Origin of the sequence: Runella sp. CRIBMP (assembly GCF_009905605.1) — a bacterium.
Lineage (GTDB): Bacteria > Bacteroidota > Bacteroidia > Cytophagales > Spirosomataceae > Runella.
On the sequence record NZ_JAAAKZ010000001.1, the window covers coordinates 91,642 to 107,202 of the forward strand.

Annotated in this window: 17 protein-coding genes; 11 read left to right on the top strand and 6 right to left on the bottom strand. The window is 43.6% G+C overall.

Going from position 1 to position 15,561, the window contains the following annotated elements; translation table 11 throughout:
* Positions 1 to 8: 8 nt before the first annotated feature.
* Together GVN20_RS00375 and GVN20_RS00380 are read right to left on the bottom strand one after the other, a co-directional pair.
* A complete protein-coding gene (locus tag GVN20_RS00375; protein WP_166556443.1) occupies positions 9 to 515 on the bottom strand; it encodes a hypothetical protein in 507 nt (168 codons plus the stop codon).
* A gap of 32 nt (positions 516 to 547) precedes the next feature.
* Positions 548 to 1,111 carry an RNA polymerase sigma factor gene (locus GVN20_RS00380; protein ID WP_166556444.1) on the bottom strand — a complete coding sequence of 188 codons (564 nt, stop codon included), beginning with the start codon at positions 1,109 to 1,111 and terminating at the stop codon, positions 548 to 550.
* A 120-nt stretch (positions 1,112 to 1,231) separates the two neighbouring features.
* Here GVN20_RS00380 and gatC point away from each other — a divergent pair, with 120 nt between their 5' ends.
* From gatC to rlmB, 7 genes are all read left to right on the top strand, one after another.
* The gene (gatC, locus tag GVN20_RS00385) at positions 1,232 to 1,519 is read left to right on the top strand and encodes an Asp-tRNA(Asn)/Glu-tRNA(Gln) amidotransferase subunit GatC (RefSeq protein ID WP_166556445.1); all 288 of its coding nucleotides are present in this window, start codon (positions 1,232 to 1,234) and stop codon (positions 1,517 to 1,519) included.
* A 70-nt stretch (positions 1,520 to 1,589) separates the two neighbouring features.
* The gene (locus tag GVN20_RS00390) at positions 1,590 to 1,805 is read left to right on the top strand and encodes a hypothetical protein (protein ID WP_166556446.1); all 216 of its coding nucleotides are present in this window, start codon (positions 1,590 to 1,592) and stop codon (positions 1,803 to 1,805) included.
* Positions 1,806 to 1,929: 124 nt separating this feature from the next.
* Complete coding sequence (locus GVN20_RS00395) at positions 1,930 to 2,745, top strand: Fpg/Nei family DNA glycosylase (protein WP_166556447.1); 816 nt, start codon at positions 1,930 to 1,932, stop codon at positions 2,743 to 2,745.
* A 116-nt stretch (positions 2,746 to 2,861) separates the two neighbouring features.
* The gene (gene rplU / locus GVN20_RS00400; protein WP_114070322.1) at positions 2,862 to 3,173 is read left to right on the top strand and encodes a 50S ribosomal protein L21; all 312 of its coding nucleotides are present in this window, start codon (positions 2,862 to 2,864) and stop codon (positions 3,171 to 3,173) included.
* Between the two features lie 44 nt (positions 3,174 to 3,217).
* Positions 3,218 to 3,487 carry a 50S ribosomal protein L27 gene (rpmA, locus tag GVN20_RS00405; RefSeq protein WP_114068013.1) on the top strand — a complete coding sequence of 90 codons (270 nt, stop codon included), beginning with the start codon at positions 3,218 to 3,220 and terminating at the stop codon, positions 3,485 to 3,487.
* Positions 3,488 to 3,602: 115 nt separating this feature from the next.
* A complete protein-coding gene (locus GVN20_RS00410) occupies positions 3,603 to 4,640 on the top strand; it encodes a methyltransferase (RefSeq protein WP_166556448.1) in 1,038 nt (345 codons plus the stop codon).
* 4 nt (positions 4,641 to 4,644) lie between these two features.
* Complete coding sequence (gene rlmB, locus GVN20_RS00415) at positions 4,645 to 5,448, top strand: 23S rRNA (guanosine(2251)-2'-O)-methyltransferase RlmB (protein ID WP_206023169.1); 804 nt, start codon at positions 4,645 to 4,647, stop codon at positions 5,446 to 5,448.
* A 65-nt stretch (positions 5,449 to 5,513) separates the two neighbouring features.
* Here the strand turns inward: rlmB and gmd are convergent, their stop codons facing one another.
* From gmd to GVN20_RS00430, 3 genes are all read right to left on the bottom strand, one after another.
* A complete protein-coding gene (gmd, locus tag GVN20_RS00420) occupies positions 5,514 to 6,629 on the bottom strand; it encodes a GDP-mannose 4,6-dehydratase (RefSeq protein WP_166556449.1) in 1,116 nt (371 codons plus the stop codon).
* Positions 6,630 to 6,663: 34 nt separating this feature from the next.
* Positions 6,664 to 7,197, bottom strand: coding sequence for an SPOR domain-containing protein (locus GVN20_RS00425; protein WP_114462394.1), 534 nt, complete (start codon positions 7,195 to 7,197; stop codon positions 6,664 to 6,666).
* A 94-nt stretch (positions 7,198 to 7,291) separates the two neighbouring features.
* Entirely contained in the window at positions 7,292 to 9,244 is a 1,953-nt protein-coding gene (locus tag GVN20_RS00430; protein ID WP_166556450.1) for a DUF3857 domain-containing protein, read from the bottom strand.
* Between the two features lie 78 nt (positions 9,245 to 9,322).
* On the opposite strand from GVN20_RS00430, the gene GVN20_RS00435 reads away from it, so the two are divergent.
* Positions 9,323 to 9,955, top strand: a complete 633-nt coding sequence (locus GVN20_RS00435) for a TIGR04282 family arsenosugar biosynthesis glycosyltransferase (protein ID WP_166556451.1) — start codon at positions 9,323 to 9,325, stop codon at positions 9,953 to 9,955.
* A gap of 186 nt (positions 9,956 to 10,141) precedes the next feature.
* Positions 10,142 to 11,794, top strand: coding sequence for an amino acid permease (locus GVN20_RS00440; RefSeq protein ID WP_166556452.1), 1,653 nt, complete (start codon positions 10,142 to 10,144; stop codon positions 11,792 to 11,794).
* A 226-nt stretch (positions 11,795 to 12,020) separates the two neighbouring features.
* Here GVN20_RS00440 and GVN20_RS00445 read toward each other — a convergent pair whose 3' ends face one another.
* On the bottom strand, positions 12,021 to 12,725 hold the full coding sequence (locus tag GVN20_RS00445; protein ID WP_166557253.1) for a helix-turn-helix domain-containing protein: 705 nt from the start codon (positions 12,723 to 12,725) through the stop codon (positions 12,021 to 12,023).
* Between the two features lie 167 nt (positions 12,726 to 12,892).
* Between GVN20_RS00445 and GVN20_RS00450 the strand changes: the two genes are divergently transcribed.
* The gene (locus GVN20_RS00450) at positions 12,893 to 13,195 is read left to right on the top strand and encodes a DUF4286 family protein (RefSeq protein WP_166556453.1); all 303 of its coding nucleotides are present in this window, start codon (positions 12,893 to 12,895) and stop codon (positions 13,193 to 13,195) included.
* Between the two features lie 20 nt (positions 13,196 to 13,215).
* A complete protein-coding gene (gene pbpC / locus GVN20_RS00455) occupies positions 13,216 to 15,558 on the top strand; it encodes a penicillin-binding protein 1C (protein WP_229598933.1) in 2,343 nt (780 codons plus the stop codon).
* Positions 15,559 to 15,561: the final 3 nt, after the last annotated feature.

The following is a 15,561-nucleotide window of genomic DNA, read 5'->3' on the forward strand; positions in this document are numbered from 1 at the left end:
TTTTACGTTTAATTAGTTTTTTCTATGTGAGGAGTGTCAAGACGATGAATGTTTTTTTCCATCATATTTTCAGTAATTACATAAAAGCCTAGGGTTAAGGCGATGCCAAATCCGAGAACAATCAGGAATAAATTCCAGAAACGTACTTTTATGGTAATTGAAATTTCATTTCGCTCCTTATCGTAGATAATTTTTAAGAGCGAAAGTAAATTCATACCTGCGGCTATCAAGGGGAAAAACAGGAAAAGCATCGGTGAAAACCACCATCCGTGTGCGCGGTCGAAGACAGAAAGAGTTGCAAATACAGTATCGATAAAATGTAAATCTACCTTAAAGACATATTTCATGACCACGCAAGCCAAAAAGAAAGAAGGTAAAGCCACCAGCCACCAACCCATGGCGGCCGATTTATGGGCGTTGAGAAGCGGGAGTTTCAAATACTCTTGATGCTGAGTCATTACTTCAGGTTTTTTTAGGTTTTGTAATCTTTTTTCAAAATCGTCCTGATTTTCCATAGTCAATTTTCAATGCTTGTACGGTTGACTGGTTACTCAAATTTTTGGCGTAATTGTTCCAAACCGCGGGATAATAGGGACTTTACAGTTCCTTCGGGTTTGTCCAGAATGGCACTGATTTCCAAAAGCGTTTTTTCTTCAAAGTATTTCAGCGCGATCACTTCCTGGTATTTGACAGGCAGGGTTTTTAGGTGTTTTTGAACTTCCGTAAAAGCTTCATACTCTTCCATTTGGCGTTCGGTGTCCATCCTTTCTTTTTCAAAAACTGCCATCAATTCACGGTCAGAAAGCATCTCCTCCGAAATTTGGCCAAACAAATCTGGTCGGTATTTTTGACTTCTGAAAAAGAGATTAATTTCGTTGGTGGCGATTTTATACAGCCACGCCGAAATAGAATGTCCCTCAAACCGGTATTTTTTTACATTCAAAAAGGCTTTCAAAAACGTTTCGGCTGCTACATCCCTTGCAATATCGTAGTCTCCGACGCGCCGAAAGGCATACCCAAAAATCTTTGGATAGAATACGTCATAAATTTTCCCAAAGACCTGCGGGTCGTTTGTGTCAAATTCTTTAAAGTCGGAGGCGGCAGTTTTCAAACGCAAAACGATTTGAACCTGTAATGCAAAAGAGAACGAAAGGTTGCAGGTTTTGGTGGAATTTAACACTTATCCACCCACATTGTGGATAAAATCCTAATTTTGTAAAAAAATCAAGCAATGCAAATCGACAAAGCCACCCTTCACAAGATTGCCAACTTGGCACGTTTGGAAATCACCCCCGAAGAAGAAGCGCCCTTACTCCAAAGCCTAGAAAATGTACTTTCGTGGATGGAGCATCTCAATGAACTGGACACCGAGAATGTAGCCCCGTTGACGCATATTTCTTCCGAAATCAATGTTATGCGCGAAGATGTGGTTGGAAATCACCTGCCCCGTGAGCAGGGCCTGTACAATGCCCCCTCACAAGATGGAACGTATTTCAGGGTGCCAAAAGTGATTGAATAAACAGGAATTAGAAAGTCCGTAACACTAAAACTGGTCATTATGAAACAAATACCGTTGAGTGTCCCCGACCGTGAATACGTTTTTTATCAAGGTAATCAAAGCCTTCAGTTTTGTAAAAATTGAAAAAACAAAAACCGTTAAAGAGTTTGTGCCGACGCCTGAACAATTGGAATGGGTCGAGGGACTGAAATTGGTATTGGAAAAAGTGGAAGAACATCAGCAGGGGAAAAAGAAACTCCAATCGGCCCGAGAATTTTTAAGGGAACTTAAAGAAGAACAGGCATGAATATCTTCTTTCAGACTATGACAAAAGTGAAAAGGATTCCCTTGATGAAAAAGAATTGAATATCTTAATCAAAATGGCGGGAATTTGAGTTTGATAGTTATCAATACTTATTGACCGTTATGCCATGCCAGAACTTCCCGAAGTTGAAACCTATCGACGCTATTTTGAAGCCACCTGTCTTCACCAGCCCATCGAAGCCATCGATGTAGAAGACCGAAAACTCCTCACCACCGATTACGCTACGCTTACCGAAACGCTTATTGGCCAGACCTTTGCCAGTACCAAACGCGTCGGAAAAAATCTCTTTATTTATACCAACGGCGGCTCCACGCTCCACATGCACTTTGGCATGACGGGCGATTTGGAGTATTATCATTCGTCGCTCGACCGGCCGCGTCATGCGCGGATTGTGTTCATTTTGAAATCAGGATTCAATTTGGGGTTTATCTGTCCGCGCAAATTTGAACGCATCGGATTGGTAGAAAGTGTAGATGCTTATCTTAAAAAGAAGAAAATCGCACCCGACGCGCTTGATATAAGTTTAGAGGAATTGACGTACAACATCAGAAAACGCAAGAGTTTTATCAAACCCGTTTTGCTGGACCAAAGTACGGTGGCGGGCATTGGTAACTGGATTGTGGATGAGGTATTGTTTCAGGCGAAAATTCACCCTGAAATGCTGAGTAACCAATTGAATGACAGTGAAATCGGACGTATTTTCAGCGCTACGCGCTACGTACTCGAAACGGCCATTGAGCACGAAGCCAACTACGGACGTTTCCCCCAGCATTTTCTGATTCACTCCCGAGAATGGGACGTATCTCCTTACGAAGACGCGCTGCGTCACAAACGCTGCCCGTGCGATAAAGTACGAATTGAACACCTGCAAGTAGGAGGGCGCACCACGTATTATTGCCCTGAGTGTCAGGTTTTAAGATAAATCGGGAGAAATGTGCGTAATGACCTGATTTTTTTTAGAAATAGCTTGGTAATTTTTCTCGAAACCGCTATTTTTGCACTCCATTTTTGGAAAAAACTGTTTTAATCGAAAATAACATGTACGCAATCGTAGAAATCGCGGGACAGCAATTTAAAGTTGAAGAGGGCCAACAAATCTTTACCAATCGTTTGGAAGGAGATGTGGACGCTGCGCTCGTATTTGAAAAAGTATTGTTGGTGGATAACGAAGGAACCATCAGCATTGGCGCACCGACGGTAACCGGTGCCAGTGTAAAAGCCACAATCGTTGAGCACCTTAAAGGTGAAAAAGTGATTGTTTTCAAGAAAAAGCGTCGCAAAGGCTACGTGAAGAAAAACGGTCACCGTCAGTCATTAACGAAAGTAAAAATTGACGCAATCGTCGGCTAATTCCTTAATTAATCGCATCTTAAAATTTTAAAATACCCAAAGAAATGGCACACAAGAAAGGTGTAGGTAGTTCGAAAAACGGTCGTGAATCGGAAAGTAAACGCCTTGGCGTTAAAATCTACGGTGGCCAGCCTGCTACAGCCGGTAACATCATCGTGCGTCAGCGTGGTACTAAATACCACCCAGGTCGCAACGTAGGTGTTGGCCGTGACTATACGTTATTTGCATTGGCAAACGGTACAGTGAAATTCTCTCGCGGACGTGACAACAAGTCATTCGTTCACATTGAATTGCCTGAACTGGCCGAAGCATAAGCATTTTTTACAGAAGAAACTTGGCATAAACCCGTCTGAATTTATTCGGACGGGTTTTTTGCTGAAAAACAATTTTTCTGCTCACCGAAAACTGTTTACTGCCAACTGGTATTATATGCAACTCCGTGTCGCTCCCGAAAATCCGTTGGAATGGCTAGCCCTGAAAACCAATCAGGTGCCCATTCCGCTGTTGCATGTTCAGATGTATTTTATCATGGCCAAAGCCGTGATGGAAGCCGCAGATGCAGGAGTTTTTGACGCCATTTATCAGGGGAAAAATACATCGGAGACCATTGCGGAAGCCTGTCATTTACATCCGCGCCCTACGGCACAATTGCTGACATTGTTGGTGTCGATGGAATATTTGTCGTTTGAAAATGACCAATTTCGGTTAACAGCAATGGCCCAAAAATGGATCGTATCCCAAAGTCCACATTCAGTACATGCCATTGCGGTCTATAACAATCGGGTTGCCTGGGATTGGGTAAGCAATTTAGGGAATTATCTTCGCACTGGACAAGGAATGGAGTCGCATGAGGTATTTGACGAAAAACAATGGCAGCTGTATCAGGATGCTATGCAATCGGTGGCTAAATCGGAAGTAAGGGAGTTTGAAAAAAGGGTGCCCATTTCCAAAAAAGCCACGCGTTTGCTGGATATTGGCGGGGCCAACGGTCAATATGCCGCTGCTCTCTGTCGTAAATTGCCTAATCTGGAAGCAGTCATTCTGGATTTGCCCGAAGCTATTGAGAAGTCATCGCTTCCCGCTGATGTTCAGAATCGAATTACGTATCAGGCAGGAAACGCGTTGATGGATGATTTGGGGGAAAACCAGTACGATGCCGTTCTTTTGTCAAATGTGGCCCACCATTTTACGGAGGCGCAAAATCAAGAACTAACCGGTCGGGTAGCGCGTAGTTTGCGCAAAGACGGCATTTTTATTGTCAATGAATTTATTCGTCCTGCGTTGGATAGTGCGCCCGAATTAGTGGGCAGTTCAAGCAGCCTATTTTTTGGGCTGACCAGCACGTCTGGGAATTGGACGGTGCAAGAAATTCAGGCGTGGCAACGGGCCGCAGGATTGAAAATATATAAAACGATTCGATATTTTACCATCCCTGGAATGGCGATGGTGATTGCTAAAAAAAGTTAATAAAATGGCATTTGAAAGAAACGAATATCCTAAAAAAAGGACAATTCATACGACAAAACCCGTCGACAAAACGCGGGAGAAAGAACTGGTTTTCGGTACTCAGCCGGTGATTGAAGCACTAAAGGCAGGACAGGAAATTGACAAAATAATCGTGTTTCGGGAGCAAAGTTTTGCCGACATTCTGGAAATGGCCATTGAGCGGGGTATTCCCGTTCAGCGCGTTCCGATGGAAAAATTGAACCAGATTACGCGTAAAAATCATCAGGGTGTTATTGCCTTTGTATCAGCTATCCGTTATGTATCGCTGCATAATATATTGGCAGGCATTTTTGAAAAAGGCGAAGTGCCATTGTTATTAATGCTAGACCGAATTACGGATGTGCGCAATTTCGGAGCGATTGCCCGTTCGGCAGAGTGCATGGGCGTTCATGCAATTGTCGTTCCGATGCGTGGGGCGGCTCAAATCAATAGCGATGCTATTAAAACTTCCTCGGGTGCGTTGAGTCACTTGCCAGTTTGTCGTGAAAATAATTTGATGGATACCGTACAGTACTTGCAGGACAGTGGGGTGCAGGTCATTGCCTGTACCGAAAAAGCCGCTCAGATTTTGACCAATGTTGATTTCACAACCCCTACGGCCATCATCATGGGCTCGGAAGAGGACGGGGTTTCGCCTGAACTGATTCGCCGGTCGAATATGAATATCAAAATTCCGATGAAAGGGAAAGTTGCGTCGCTGAATGTATCGGTAGCGGCGGGAATGGTGATTTATGAAGCTGCGCGGCAGCGGATGCAAGAGATTGTTTAAAATAAAAACAGTTCACAGCCAGAGAATCTCCTAACTGTGAACTGTTTTCTAAAAGCCCAGTTCCTTTATTCAAAATAATTCAACGGACGATGCCCTTCGCGTTCCAGAATCTGGTCACGTTTGAAAATATCTAAATCTGATTCAATCATTTCTTTCACCAAAGCAGGCAAATCATATTTAGGAATCCAGCCTAATTTTGTATTTGCCTTGGTTGGGTCACCAATGAGCAACTCTACTTCGGTAGGACGGAAATAACGCGGGTCAATTCCTACTACTTCTTTTCCAATGGGCAGTTGATAATCGGGGTTGTTACATTTAGAAACAATTGCTTTTTCGTCAACGCCTTCGCCCACAAACTCAAGTTCAATGCCTACTTCATCAAACGCCATACGCACAAAATCGCGGATGCGTGTTGTAACTCCAGTGGCAATTACAAAATCCTCGGGCGTATCCTGCTGGAGCATCAGCCACATGGCTTCTACATAATCTTTGGCGTGGCCCCAGTCGCGTTGCGCGTCTAGATTGCCCAAAAATACTTTTTCTTGTAAGCCCAATGCAATCCTCGCTACGGCACGGGTGATTTTACGGGTCACAAACGTCTCTCCGCGCAAGGGTGATTCGTGGTTAAATAAAATCCCGTTGACGGCGTACATGTTGTAAGCTTCACGGTAATTGACCGTTATCCAATATCCGTACAACTTGGCAACGGCATACGGAGAACGTGGGTAAAAAGGAGTGGTTTCTGACTGCGGAACGGCTTGTACCAAGCCATATAGCTCAGAGGTAGAAGCCTGATAGATACGCGTTTTTTGCGTCATACCCAATAACCGAACGGCCTCCAAAATACGCATAGTACCCAACCCATCCACTTGTGCGGTATATTCGGGTTCTTCAAAGCTGACGCGTACGTGCGACTGTGCCCCCAAGTTATAGATTTCATCGGGCTGAATTTCCTGAATCAAGCGAATGATATTGGTAGAATCAGAGAGGTCGCCGTAGTGAAGAAAAAGACGAACGTCGGTTTCGTGCGGGTCGGCATAAAGGTGGTCAATCCGCTGGGTATTAAACAAAGAGCTCCGGCGCTTGATACCGTGTACTTCGTATCCCTTTTGTAGTAAAAATTCGGCCAGATAAGCACCATCTTGACCCGTAATCCCTGTAATTAGTGCGCGTTTTCTCATATAGAATTATTGAACAACGAAACAGCAAACTTAGCTATTTTACCATTAAACTTTTCTTTAAATCAATCTTTTCAGCTAAAATGACCGCACTCTCGTAACGGCTCCGTACCTGTTGCAGATAACGTTCTGCTTCCAAACGCGTCATAAAATCGCCGATTCTGACGCGATAGGTGGGTTGACTGTAGACCAAGTAGGGGTTTAATTCTGGGAAAGTTTGATAGGTAAACAAGCGCGCATCGTCGGCTTCTTTGCGCGTATTACCTACATAAATTTGAATACGATACCCCGAAGCAAAACGAATGGCGCGGTTTTTGGAAGCGATGGTGTCCACTACGGCATCCAATTTACGATTTACGTGCAGTGGCTGGTCCGACAAAACCCGTTTTACTTCGGGTTTTTTGGCCGTTTCGACAGGGGCTGATTCTTTGTATTTTGGCCTTACTGCAGACAAATCCTCGTCGTAATTGCTGTAAGCATCAACGGTGGTGGAGCGTACAGGTTTGGAAGATGCACAACCCATGAAAACAGACCCCGAAATGAGCAGTAAGACAAAAAATTTCAAGTTCATTGGAAGCGATGGAAAAATAAATGTTTAGGTCAAAATCGCCCAGAACTGCGCTGGTCTGATTAGAAAACAAAGTTATAGATTCTGGATGATTCTTTTATTTTTTCTCTAATAAGAGCGTCACTTTGTTGAAATCGGCTGCAGCATTGATAATCTTCTGGAAAATTTCGTACGTTTCAAGCGGTTGTAAAACCTGTTTGTAGTACTCATCAATCGTGACGGTCAATAAATTTCCTTCCATCTTATAATCAGACACAAAACCCATGATGGGCTCGGCCTTACCATCGGTAATAGAACGCTTTAGGCTTTCTAAGCCGCTTACTTTATAACCTTCTGGAATCCGAATCTTCATCACACGTTTGTACGAGTGAGCATTGCCCATATCAATCGAAAACTGACGGGCGCCTTCATTGTACATTTCAACCTGTGGCCCAATCAACTCGCCTACTTTAAATAAATACTTTTTACCAGCGCGTTCCAAAACGCTTTTAAGTACCATATCGGTAGATAAAATAAACGGTTTAAATACTTCGTCGCTGTTGAGATTGGTGTTTTTGATTTGGACGTTGGTGTAGGTTACATCGGGCTTGAGTGTCGATTTGATGATTTCATTGGTGAGGTTTTTGCGCTCTTCTTCGGCTTTTACAAAATGATAGTAGGGGCGCAATTGTGCCGCCTGATGCCCCGTCATTTGGCGAGTTACTTTCCCCTGAACCTGATCCATAGCGGGAGAAAAAGATACCTCCATAGCCAAGTCGTCGTGGTTGTCGGCGATTGTGGAAAAAGGAATGAGCCGAATTTCTCCTTCGGGAATTGTTTCGGTGCCCGCTTTTTTCTTTTTAATAAAGAGCGCGTAGTTCCCTTCCATAAATTGGTCAATCATGCCGTACCGCAGAATAGGACTGCCAGGATCAAGAAACTTTTTTGTGGTGGGGAAATAGAGTAAATATTCATCCAAAAAACTCCAAGAGTCAAATTCTTTGTCAAAAACCGCACTGGCGCGACTGGTTCCTACGACAATCTCGTACGGAATATTGAGCGACTCCAAGGCCGTGATGTACAGGCGCATCATGCCCGCTTTGGATGCGTATTGTTTTTGTAAAATAGCGGAGGCCGTTTCGGCATCTTCCTCTTCTTTGACTGCAATGTTGGTTTTGGCGTAATTTTCAAATTTCTTAATCGCAATTTCTGGCGGAAGTCCTTTGATTTTTTCCTTGACCAATACAGCATCTACGGCCTTTTTAGACTCTTCGAGGCCCGTTCTTAAATAGTCAAAAAACGTTTCGGCGGCACTTTGCCACGTATACAGTCGTTCTTCGCCTCGGCTGAGGTTGTACGATAATTTATAATCGGCTCGTACCAAGTTGGCCTTTATGTTGGCGTATTTTTCTTCGTGAATGGGTTTTAGATTATTAACCAAAACAGTGGTAGTTCGTTTTTCATTCAAGGTGTCTGTCCCAATGGCAGCGGGTGCATTGTATACTTTGGCCTCAAATTGTAGGTAAGAAGGCGTAATGATTTTTAACTCAGAACTACGAACGGGAATATCGCTTTGCAGGATTTCGGAGCCAAAAAGTGTGCTGTTACGTCTAAACAGGCTGATGTATTCCAATTCTCCGCCCGCTTCTATGCCTTCAACGGCCAGAATTTTATACACGCGGCCCTGTTCTTCCAATTCTTTCACGGCTTCCAGTCCGACTTCCTTGATGGTACCGTTTTTGCTGATACTTCGGGCTTTCAGATAAAGGAGGTCATTGGTATTGGGAACAGGAAGGATGATTTTGTTGTACATTTCAATGGCTTTGGAGTCATTGATACGAATCCGCTTATAAATTCCCTGAATGCAGGAAAACTGCCCCAGCGAATCAAACGTATATTCGATAAAAAGTTGATTTTTGAGCACTACGCCCGACTCACTTTGTTCGGACTCGGTGAGGGTAGCAAGCGTGGGATCAACTTTTTGATTGGCAATGATTTTCTTAAAGGCAACGTCTTGGGCGTATGATGTGGCGGTGATCAGGATAAGGGCTATCCAAAGGAAATGTTTCATAAATGCGTATGAACTGCTCAATTGTTCTATTTTTTTATCAATCTTACTATCTTTCTTTCAACTATCCAACCCAAACGAATGATTTGCTCAGTTATTGTTTTTGTTAAAAACCCGATTTTAGGTAAAGTAAAGACGCGGGTGGCGGCTAGTGTAGGCAATGAAAAAGCCGTAGAGGTATACGTCGAGTTGCTTAAACATACCAAAAATGTTATGAAGGAATGGGTAAGTGAGGTCGTTGGGTCTACCCAAAAACGGGTTTGTGTTTACTACGGGGATTTTATCAACCACGATGACCTGTGGAATGAACCTTTTTTTGAGAAAAAATTACAATGTCAAAGCAGTGATTTAGGCGACCGAATGAAAGCGGCATTTGCAACGGAATTGAAAACCGCTGACCGTATCGTTATTGTAGGAAGTGATTGTTTGGCCATTCGGCCTGAGCATTTATCAAAGGCATTTGCCGCATTGGAAACCCATGAGGTGGTCATTGGCCCTGCCGATGACGGAGGATATTACTTATTGGGAATGAAAAACTTGCATCGAAATTTGTTTGAAAACAAATCATGGAGTCAGCCCACGCTCTTGCAAGAAACCATCGCCGATTTAGCGCAAACAAGTCCACATAACCCTGATTCTGCGAGGTATTATTTGTTAGAAACGCTGTCAGATATTGATACGTGGGAAGACTACGTAGCGGCCAAAAGTCAGTGAATCAGCTTGGATAAATGAATATTTTTGTAGGCTAAAAACCCGTTTTATCTTCTCGGTTAGCTCTTTTAATTTTATTGTTAAAAAAGTGTCTTCTACACCGAAAAATCAGTTTTTGGCGAGATTTGTCGTAATAATTCCTATTTTTACCCGCTTTATAAGCAAGCTAAACCCTAAACAACACTTCAAATGAATAATTCCCTTTTTCGAAAAAAATCATTAGAGCAAATTCTAAAAAATGCCGAAGCCGAGAGTCATGCTAGCGGCGGGATGTCAAAAATCCTTGGGGTTCGTGATTTGGTATCGATGGGAATTGCGGCGGTTATCGGAGCAGGGATTTTTTCGACGATTGGCGCTGCCGCCTATGATGGAGGGCCGGGCGTTATTTTCTTATTTGTGATTACGGCCATTACTTGTGGATTTACGGCCCTGTGTTACGCCGAATTTGCCTCCCGAGTACCCGTATCAGGAAGTGCCTATACCTATTCTTACGTCACCTTTGGCGAAGTGGTCGCTTGGATTATTGGCTGGGCGTTGATTTTAGAATATGCCATCGGCAATATCGTGGTCGCAATATCGTGGAGTAGCTATTTCGATAATATTTTGCAGGGCGTTGGCATTATTTTGCCGCGTTGGATGGTGACCGATACCACCACCGCGCTAAAGCTTTACGAAGCGGCCCAAGCGGCGGGTACGTCGCTCGAAAATCTCGCTTGGACTACGGCACCCGCCTTGGGAGATACAAAGTTGATTTTCAATTTACCCGCTTTTGTTATCGTTATTTTGGTTACGATTTTGGCTTACATTGGCATCAAAGAGAGCAAGAAAAGTGCCAACGCAATGGTAGGTTTAAAGCTCCTTGTGTTGCTGGTAGTGGTAGTAGTTGGGGTGTTTTTTATCAATACCGACAACTGGACCCCATTCTTTCCCAACGAATTTGGGGGGGTGTTAAAAGGCGTATCGGCGGTGTTTTTTGCTTACATCGGTTTTGATGCCATTTCAACCACTGCGGAAGAATGCGCTAATCCGCAGCGCGATTTACCCCGAGGAATGATTTATTCGTTGATTATTTGTACTGTGATTTATATCGTTATTGCGTTGGTTATTACGGGCATGGTCAATTATTCGGAGTTTCAGGGCGTAGCCGACCCATTGGCCTATGTATTTGATAAGATTGGTCAGCCGAAAGTAGGTTATTTTGTTTCAGTTAGTGCTGTTGTGGCGGCTACGAGTGTATTGTTGGTATTTCAGATAGGTCAGCCGCGTATTTGGATGAGCATGAGTCGCGACGGACTGTTGCCCAAGGCCTTCAGTAAAATCCACCCCAAATACAGTACGCCCTCTTTTGCAACGATTATAACTGGTTTTTTGGTAGCGATTCCCGCACTGTTTATGGATGCTTCTTTGGTGACCGATTTAACCAGTATCGGTACGTTGTTTGCGTTTGTGCTGGTGTGTGGTGGAGTCTTGGTGCTGCCAAGAGAAAGCCGTACGGTCAAAAAATCCTTTAGTTTACCTTACATCAACGGTCAATTTATTGTGCCTGTTTTATGGATTGTATTTGCTTTTTTGACACGAGAAAGAATCTTTGGCGGCTTTTCGCATTTTGGCAATGAACAACATCAAGAATACCTGTTTTTGATTTTTGTATTTCTCTCTTTTGCCTTTTCTGTTTTTAGTTTTCTGCGTAAATGGTCCTTGATTCCCGTGTTGGGAGTGCTTTGTTGCAGCTACTTGATGATTGAAATCCCCGTCAATTCATGGTTTGTATTTTTTGCATGGATGGCTGCTGGGCTAGTCATTTATTTCGGTTATGGATACCGTAAAAGCAAAATTGCGTAGCGAAAATCAAAAAATAAATATCCCTTAAAAAACCAATAATTAGAGGTTTTTGGTAACAAAAGGAGGTGTTTTTTGTTTTTATGGAACAAATTTGGGCGTACCAAAGTTATAAGAGGTAAAACCAAGTATTTTTACTTTCGGAGCTTTCCGGAAAAAAATATAATGGTAGAGGTTTAGGTAGTATACAATCCATCATCCTTTCTGAGGGTGATGGATTTTTAGTTTATTAAAACCCGGCCACGGTAAAACGATCAACCACTTCGTCGGGATGCACTTCGAGCACATTGGCGAGAACCAACAATACGAGGGTTTTGGAGGCTAAATTTCGGGGAATGTTTGCAATGGTGGCAAATACATCGACCGTTACGCTTTGGTGTTGGTCTAAATGCTGCATAAGTTTACGCTCTTTTTCACCGTACCTGAACTGAACATTGCGGTCGTCGCTTTTACGGCGTAAAATCTCCCGCATTTCCCAACTGGCTTGAATAGACTTATCCGCAACGCGTACATAGGCCTTACGGACCTGATTGGTATTTTTTTGAGGAACGTATTTTTTACGGACGAAGGTCGTATTTACGCGTGGGTGTTCGGCTTCTTGCAACACGTAGTGCGGGCGCCCCTTGCTAGGATACACCGTAAACACCAGCACGTCGCGCTCTTCGCCGACGGGAATGCGGTCAATGGAGTATTCGATGCCAGGGGAGCAGTATTTTTCGATGGCCCGTGTCAGAAGGTACTCGTCTTCGTCGACGTACTTGAGGCCTTTGATAGTGCGGTCATCGCCGATGCCGATGAGGAGGCGCCCGCCGTCAGTATTGGCAAAAGCCACCACTTCTCGGACGATTTTTTCGGGGTGATTGGTTTTGAGTTTAAACTCTACCCGTTTGCCTTCACCCTGTCTGACCAATTCTTTGAGTGCCTTATAGTCCATTGGACAGGTCTTAAAATTGGAGGGACGCTTTAGACTGCCTGAGCAGTTGATAAAGCTACCAGTTTCTCCTGAAACGCCAAAGAAATCAAGATTATTTTTTTGTTGTGACGAATAATCGCTCATTTTTTTAAATATTGCGCTAATTAGAGAACAAAAAAATAATTGATATGATTCTTCACAGTGTTACTGTAAACATAGATAAGACCCTAGAGTTGGAATGGCTACAATGGATGAAAAACGTTCATATCCCCGAAATTATGGCTACCGGATTGCCGATGGGCAATAAGATATTAAAACTGTTGACTGAAATAGACAACGAAGGAACGACCTTTTCGTGTCAGTACTATTTTCAGACCATGGAAGATTATTTTACCTACGATAAACTTCACGCAAAAGAATTTCAGGATAAACATCACGTACGTTTTCTGAATAGATACGTTTCTTTCCGAACGTTGTTGGAGGAAGTATAATTTTAATTGGGGCAGTAGCGATGTGGAAGGCATTCAAGTTAATGAAAGAAGGTGGCCAAAAATCTTCTAACGTACTGAAAAAATGGCTTCGTTCTTCCCGTTTTTGGCTATTGATAACCCCTTTTTTGCTTTTTTTACTGTTGGATGTTGCGATTCCTTTTAAGGTTTCGCCGCGCTACTCAACGCTTATTGCAGCTTCCGATGGGACAATTCTGCACGCATTTCTGAATGATGATGACAAATGGAGACTTTATACGGAGTTGGAGGAGATTACGCCAGTACTTCGACAAACTATTCTCCAAAAAGAAGACCGTTATTTTTATTATCACCCTGGATTTAACCCCGTTGCCTTAGGGCGGGCTTTCCTTAAAAACACAGCGACAGGGCGACGAAGCTCGGGGGCTTCTACAATTACGATGCAGGTAGTGCGTTTGTTGGAGCCTCGGCAACGCACGTATTTGAGTAAAACAATTGAACTTTTCAGGGCGGTACAGCTGGAACTGCACTATTCCAAGGACGAAATCCTACAACTCTACCTCAATCTGATTCCGTACGGTGGCAATATTGAAGGGATGAAATCGGCGTCATTATTGTATTTTGGTAAACTGCCGCAGTTGCTGAGCTTGGCCGAAATCACAACGTTGACCATCATTCCCAATCGTCCTTCCAGTTTGCGATTGGGCCAAAAAAATGCTTTTATTGTTCAGGAACGAAACAAATGGCTCCGTCGATTTGAAAAAGCCGCCTTGTTTGATAAACAAGTCATTGACGATGCCATAAACGAACCTCTGACTGCCTATCGTCGTGAAGCGCCCAAGTTGGCTCCTCATTTGGCATTTCGTTTGAAAAAAGAGCATAAAAATACGCCCATTATCCGAACCACCATTTTGCCGACCCGGCAGGCACTGGTAGAGCAAATGACCCAAAATTATGTCAATCGACTTCAAAGTATGGATATTCACAATGCGGCGGTTATTGTGGTTAATAATGAAACCATGCGTGTAGAAGCCTACGTAGGTTCGGCTGATTTTAATAATCCGTACGACGGGGGGCAGGTGGACGGTATCAGGGCGGTACGCTCGCCGGGTAGTACCCTAAAGCCCCTGCTCTACGCTATTGCGTTTGACAAAGGAATGATTACGCCCAAGTCAGCCATCAATGATGTGCCGACCAATTTCGGTGGTTTTGAGCCAGAAAACTTTGACCGCCGGTTCAATGGAAAAGTGACGATTGAGTTTGCTTTGGCCAACTCGCTCAATATTCCAGCCGTAAAGGTGTTAAAAGAACTGACTCCGAGTGTTTTGATTGGTTATCTGAAAAAAGCAGATTTTCAAACCGTGAAAAAACAGTCTAAAGACTTGGGGCTTTCCATGATTTTGGGCGGTTGTGGAGTCACTTTGGAAGAACTGACGCGCCTTTTTACAAGTTTTGCCAATGAAGGAAAAATACACGGTTTAAATTATTCGACAGATGCTAAAAAATCAAAAGGAGAAGTGCTGGTTTCTCCCGAATCGGCGTATTTGATTAACGGGATTTTAACCCAAATTACCCGACCTGATTTGCCCAATAATTTTGATAACACCTACCATTTGCCGCGTATTGCGTGGAAAACAGGAACTTCTTACGGTAAAAAAGACGCTTGGAGCATTGGCTACAACCGCCGTTATACTGTCGGGGTTTGGGTGGGAAATTTTTCGGGTGTGGGCGTGCCCGAACTCAACGGGGCCAACATTGCCACCCCGCTGCTGTTTGATGTCTTCAACGCCATCGATTATAATTCGCCCACGGGATGGTTCAAACCGACCACCGATATTACGCGCCGAAAAGTATGCGCCGAAAGTGGTGACTTACCCGCTGAATTTTGCACGCATCAGGTCTTGGATTATGCCATTATGGGCATTTCGCCCACGCGCAAATGCCAACATTCGAAATGGGTATTGACCGATAAAAACGCTGAAATTTCGTACTGCACTCAGTGTCTTCCCGACAGCGGCTACGTGCGAAAATTATACCCCAATATGGCCCCCGAATTAATTGCGTACAATGAATTAAATCATATTCCTTTTCAACGAATTCCGCCGCATAATCCTAAATGTACCAGAGTATTTGAGGTAGGTGCCCCCGTGATTACGAGTCCGAATGATGGGAGTGAATACTTTCTTGAAAATCAGGAGTTACAGTTGGCTTGTCAGGCAAGCAATGACGTGCGGGAGGTCTACTGGTACATCAATGATAAATTGATTCAAAAAGCAAACCCACAGGCAGCTTTGTTTGTAAAGCCACCTGTGGGTAAGGTAAAAATATCCTGTAGCGACGATAAAGGCCGAAACGTGGACGTATTTATAAAAGTGCTGAGTCGCTAGAAG

Excerpts from the sequence above, each read along its gene's own strand:
- GVN20_RS00375 (WP_166556443.1), bottom strand. The coding sequence starts at position 515 with ATGGAAAATCAGGACGATTTTGAAAAAAGATTACAAAACCTAAAAAAA.
- gatC (WP_166556445.1), top strand. The coding sequence starts at position 1,232 with ATGCAAATCGACAAAGCCACCCTTCACAAGATTGCCAACTTGGCACGT.
- GVN20_RS00395 (WP_166556447.1), top strand. The coding sequence starts at position 1,930 with ATGCCAGAACTTCCCGAAGTTGAAACCTATCGACGCTATTTTGAAGCC.
- rplU (WP_114070322.1), top strand. The coding sequence starts at position 2,862 with ATGTACGCAATCGTAGAAATCGCGGGACAGCAATTTAAAGTTGAAGAG.
- rpmA (WP_114068013.1), top strand. The coding sequence starts at position 3,218 with ATGGCACACAAGAAAGGTGTAGGTAGTTCGAAAAACGGTCGTGAATCG.
- GVN20_RS00410 (WP_166556448.1), top strand. The coding sequence starts at position 3,603 with ATGCAACTCCGTGTCGCTCCCGAAAATCCGTTGGAATGGCTAGCCCTG.
- rlmB (WP_206023169.1), top strand. The coding sequence starts at position 4,645 with ATGGCATTTGAAAGAAACGAATATCCTAAAAAAAGGACAATTCATACG.
- gmd (WP_166556449.1), bottom strand. The coding sequence starts at position 6,629 with ATGAGAAAACGCGCACTAATTACAGGGATTACGGGTCAAGATGGTGCT.
- GVN20_RS00425 (WP_114462394.1), bottom strand. The coding sequence starts at position 7,197 with ATGAACTTGAAATTTTTTGTCTTACTGCTCATTTCGGGGTCTGTTTTC.
- GVN20_RS00430 (WP_166556450.1), bottom strand. The coding sequence starts at position 9,244 with ATGAAACATTTCCTTTGGATAGCCCTTATCCTGATCACCGCCACATCA.
- GVN20_RS00435 (WP_166556451.1), top strand. The coding sequence starts at position 9,323 with ATGATTTGCTCAGTTATTGTTTTTGTTAAAAACCCGATTTTAGGTAAA.
- GVN20_RS00440 (WP_166556452.1), top strand. The coding sequence starts at position 10,142 with ATGAATAATTCCCTTTTTCGAAAAAAATCATTAGAGCAAATTCTAAAA.
- GVN20_RS00445 (WP_166557253.1), bottom strand. The coding sequence starts at position 12,725 with ATGGACTATAAGGCACTCAAAGAATTGGTCAGACAGGGTGAAGGCAAA.
- GVN20_RS00450 (WP_166556453.1), top strand. The coding sequence starts at position 12,893 with ATGATTCTTCACAGTGTTACTGTAAACATAGATAAGACCCTAGAGTTG.
- pbpC (WP_229598933.1), top strand. The coding sequence starts at position 13,216 with ATGTGGAAGGCATTCAAGTTAATGAAAGAAGGTGGCCAAAAATCTTCT.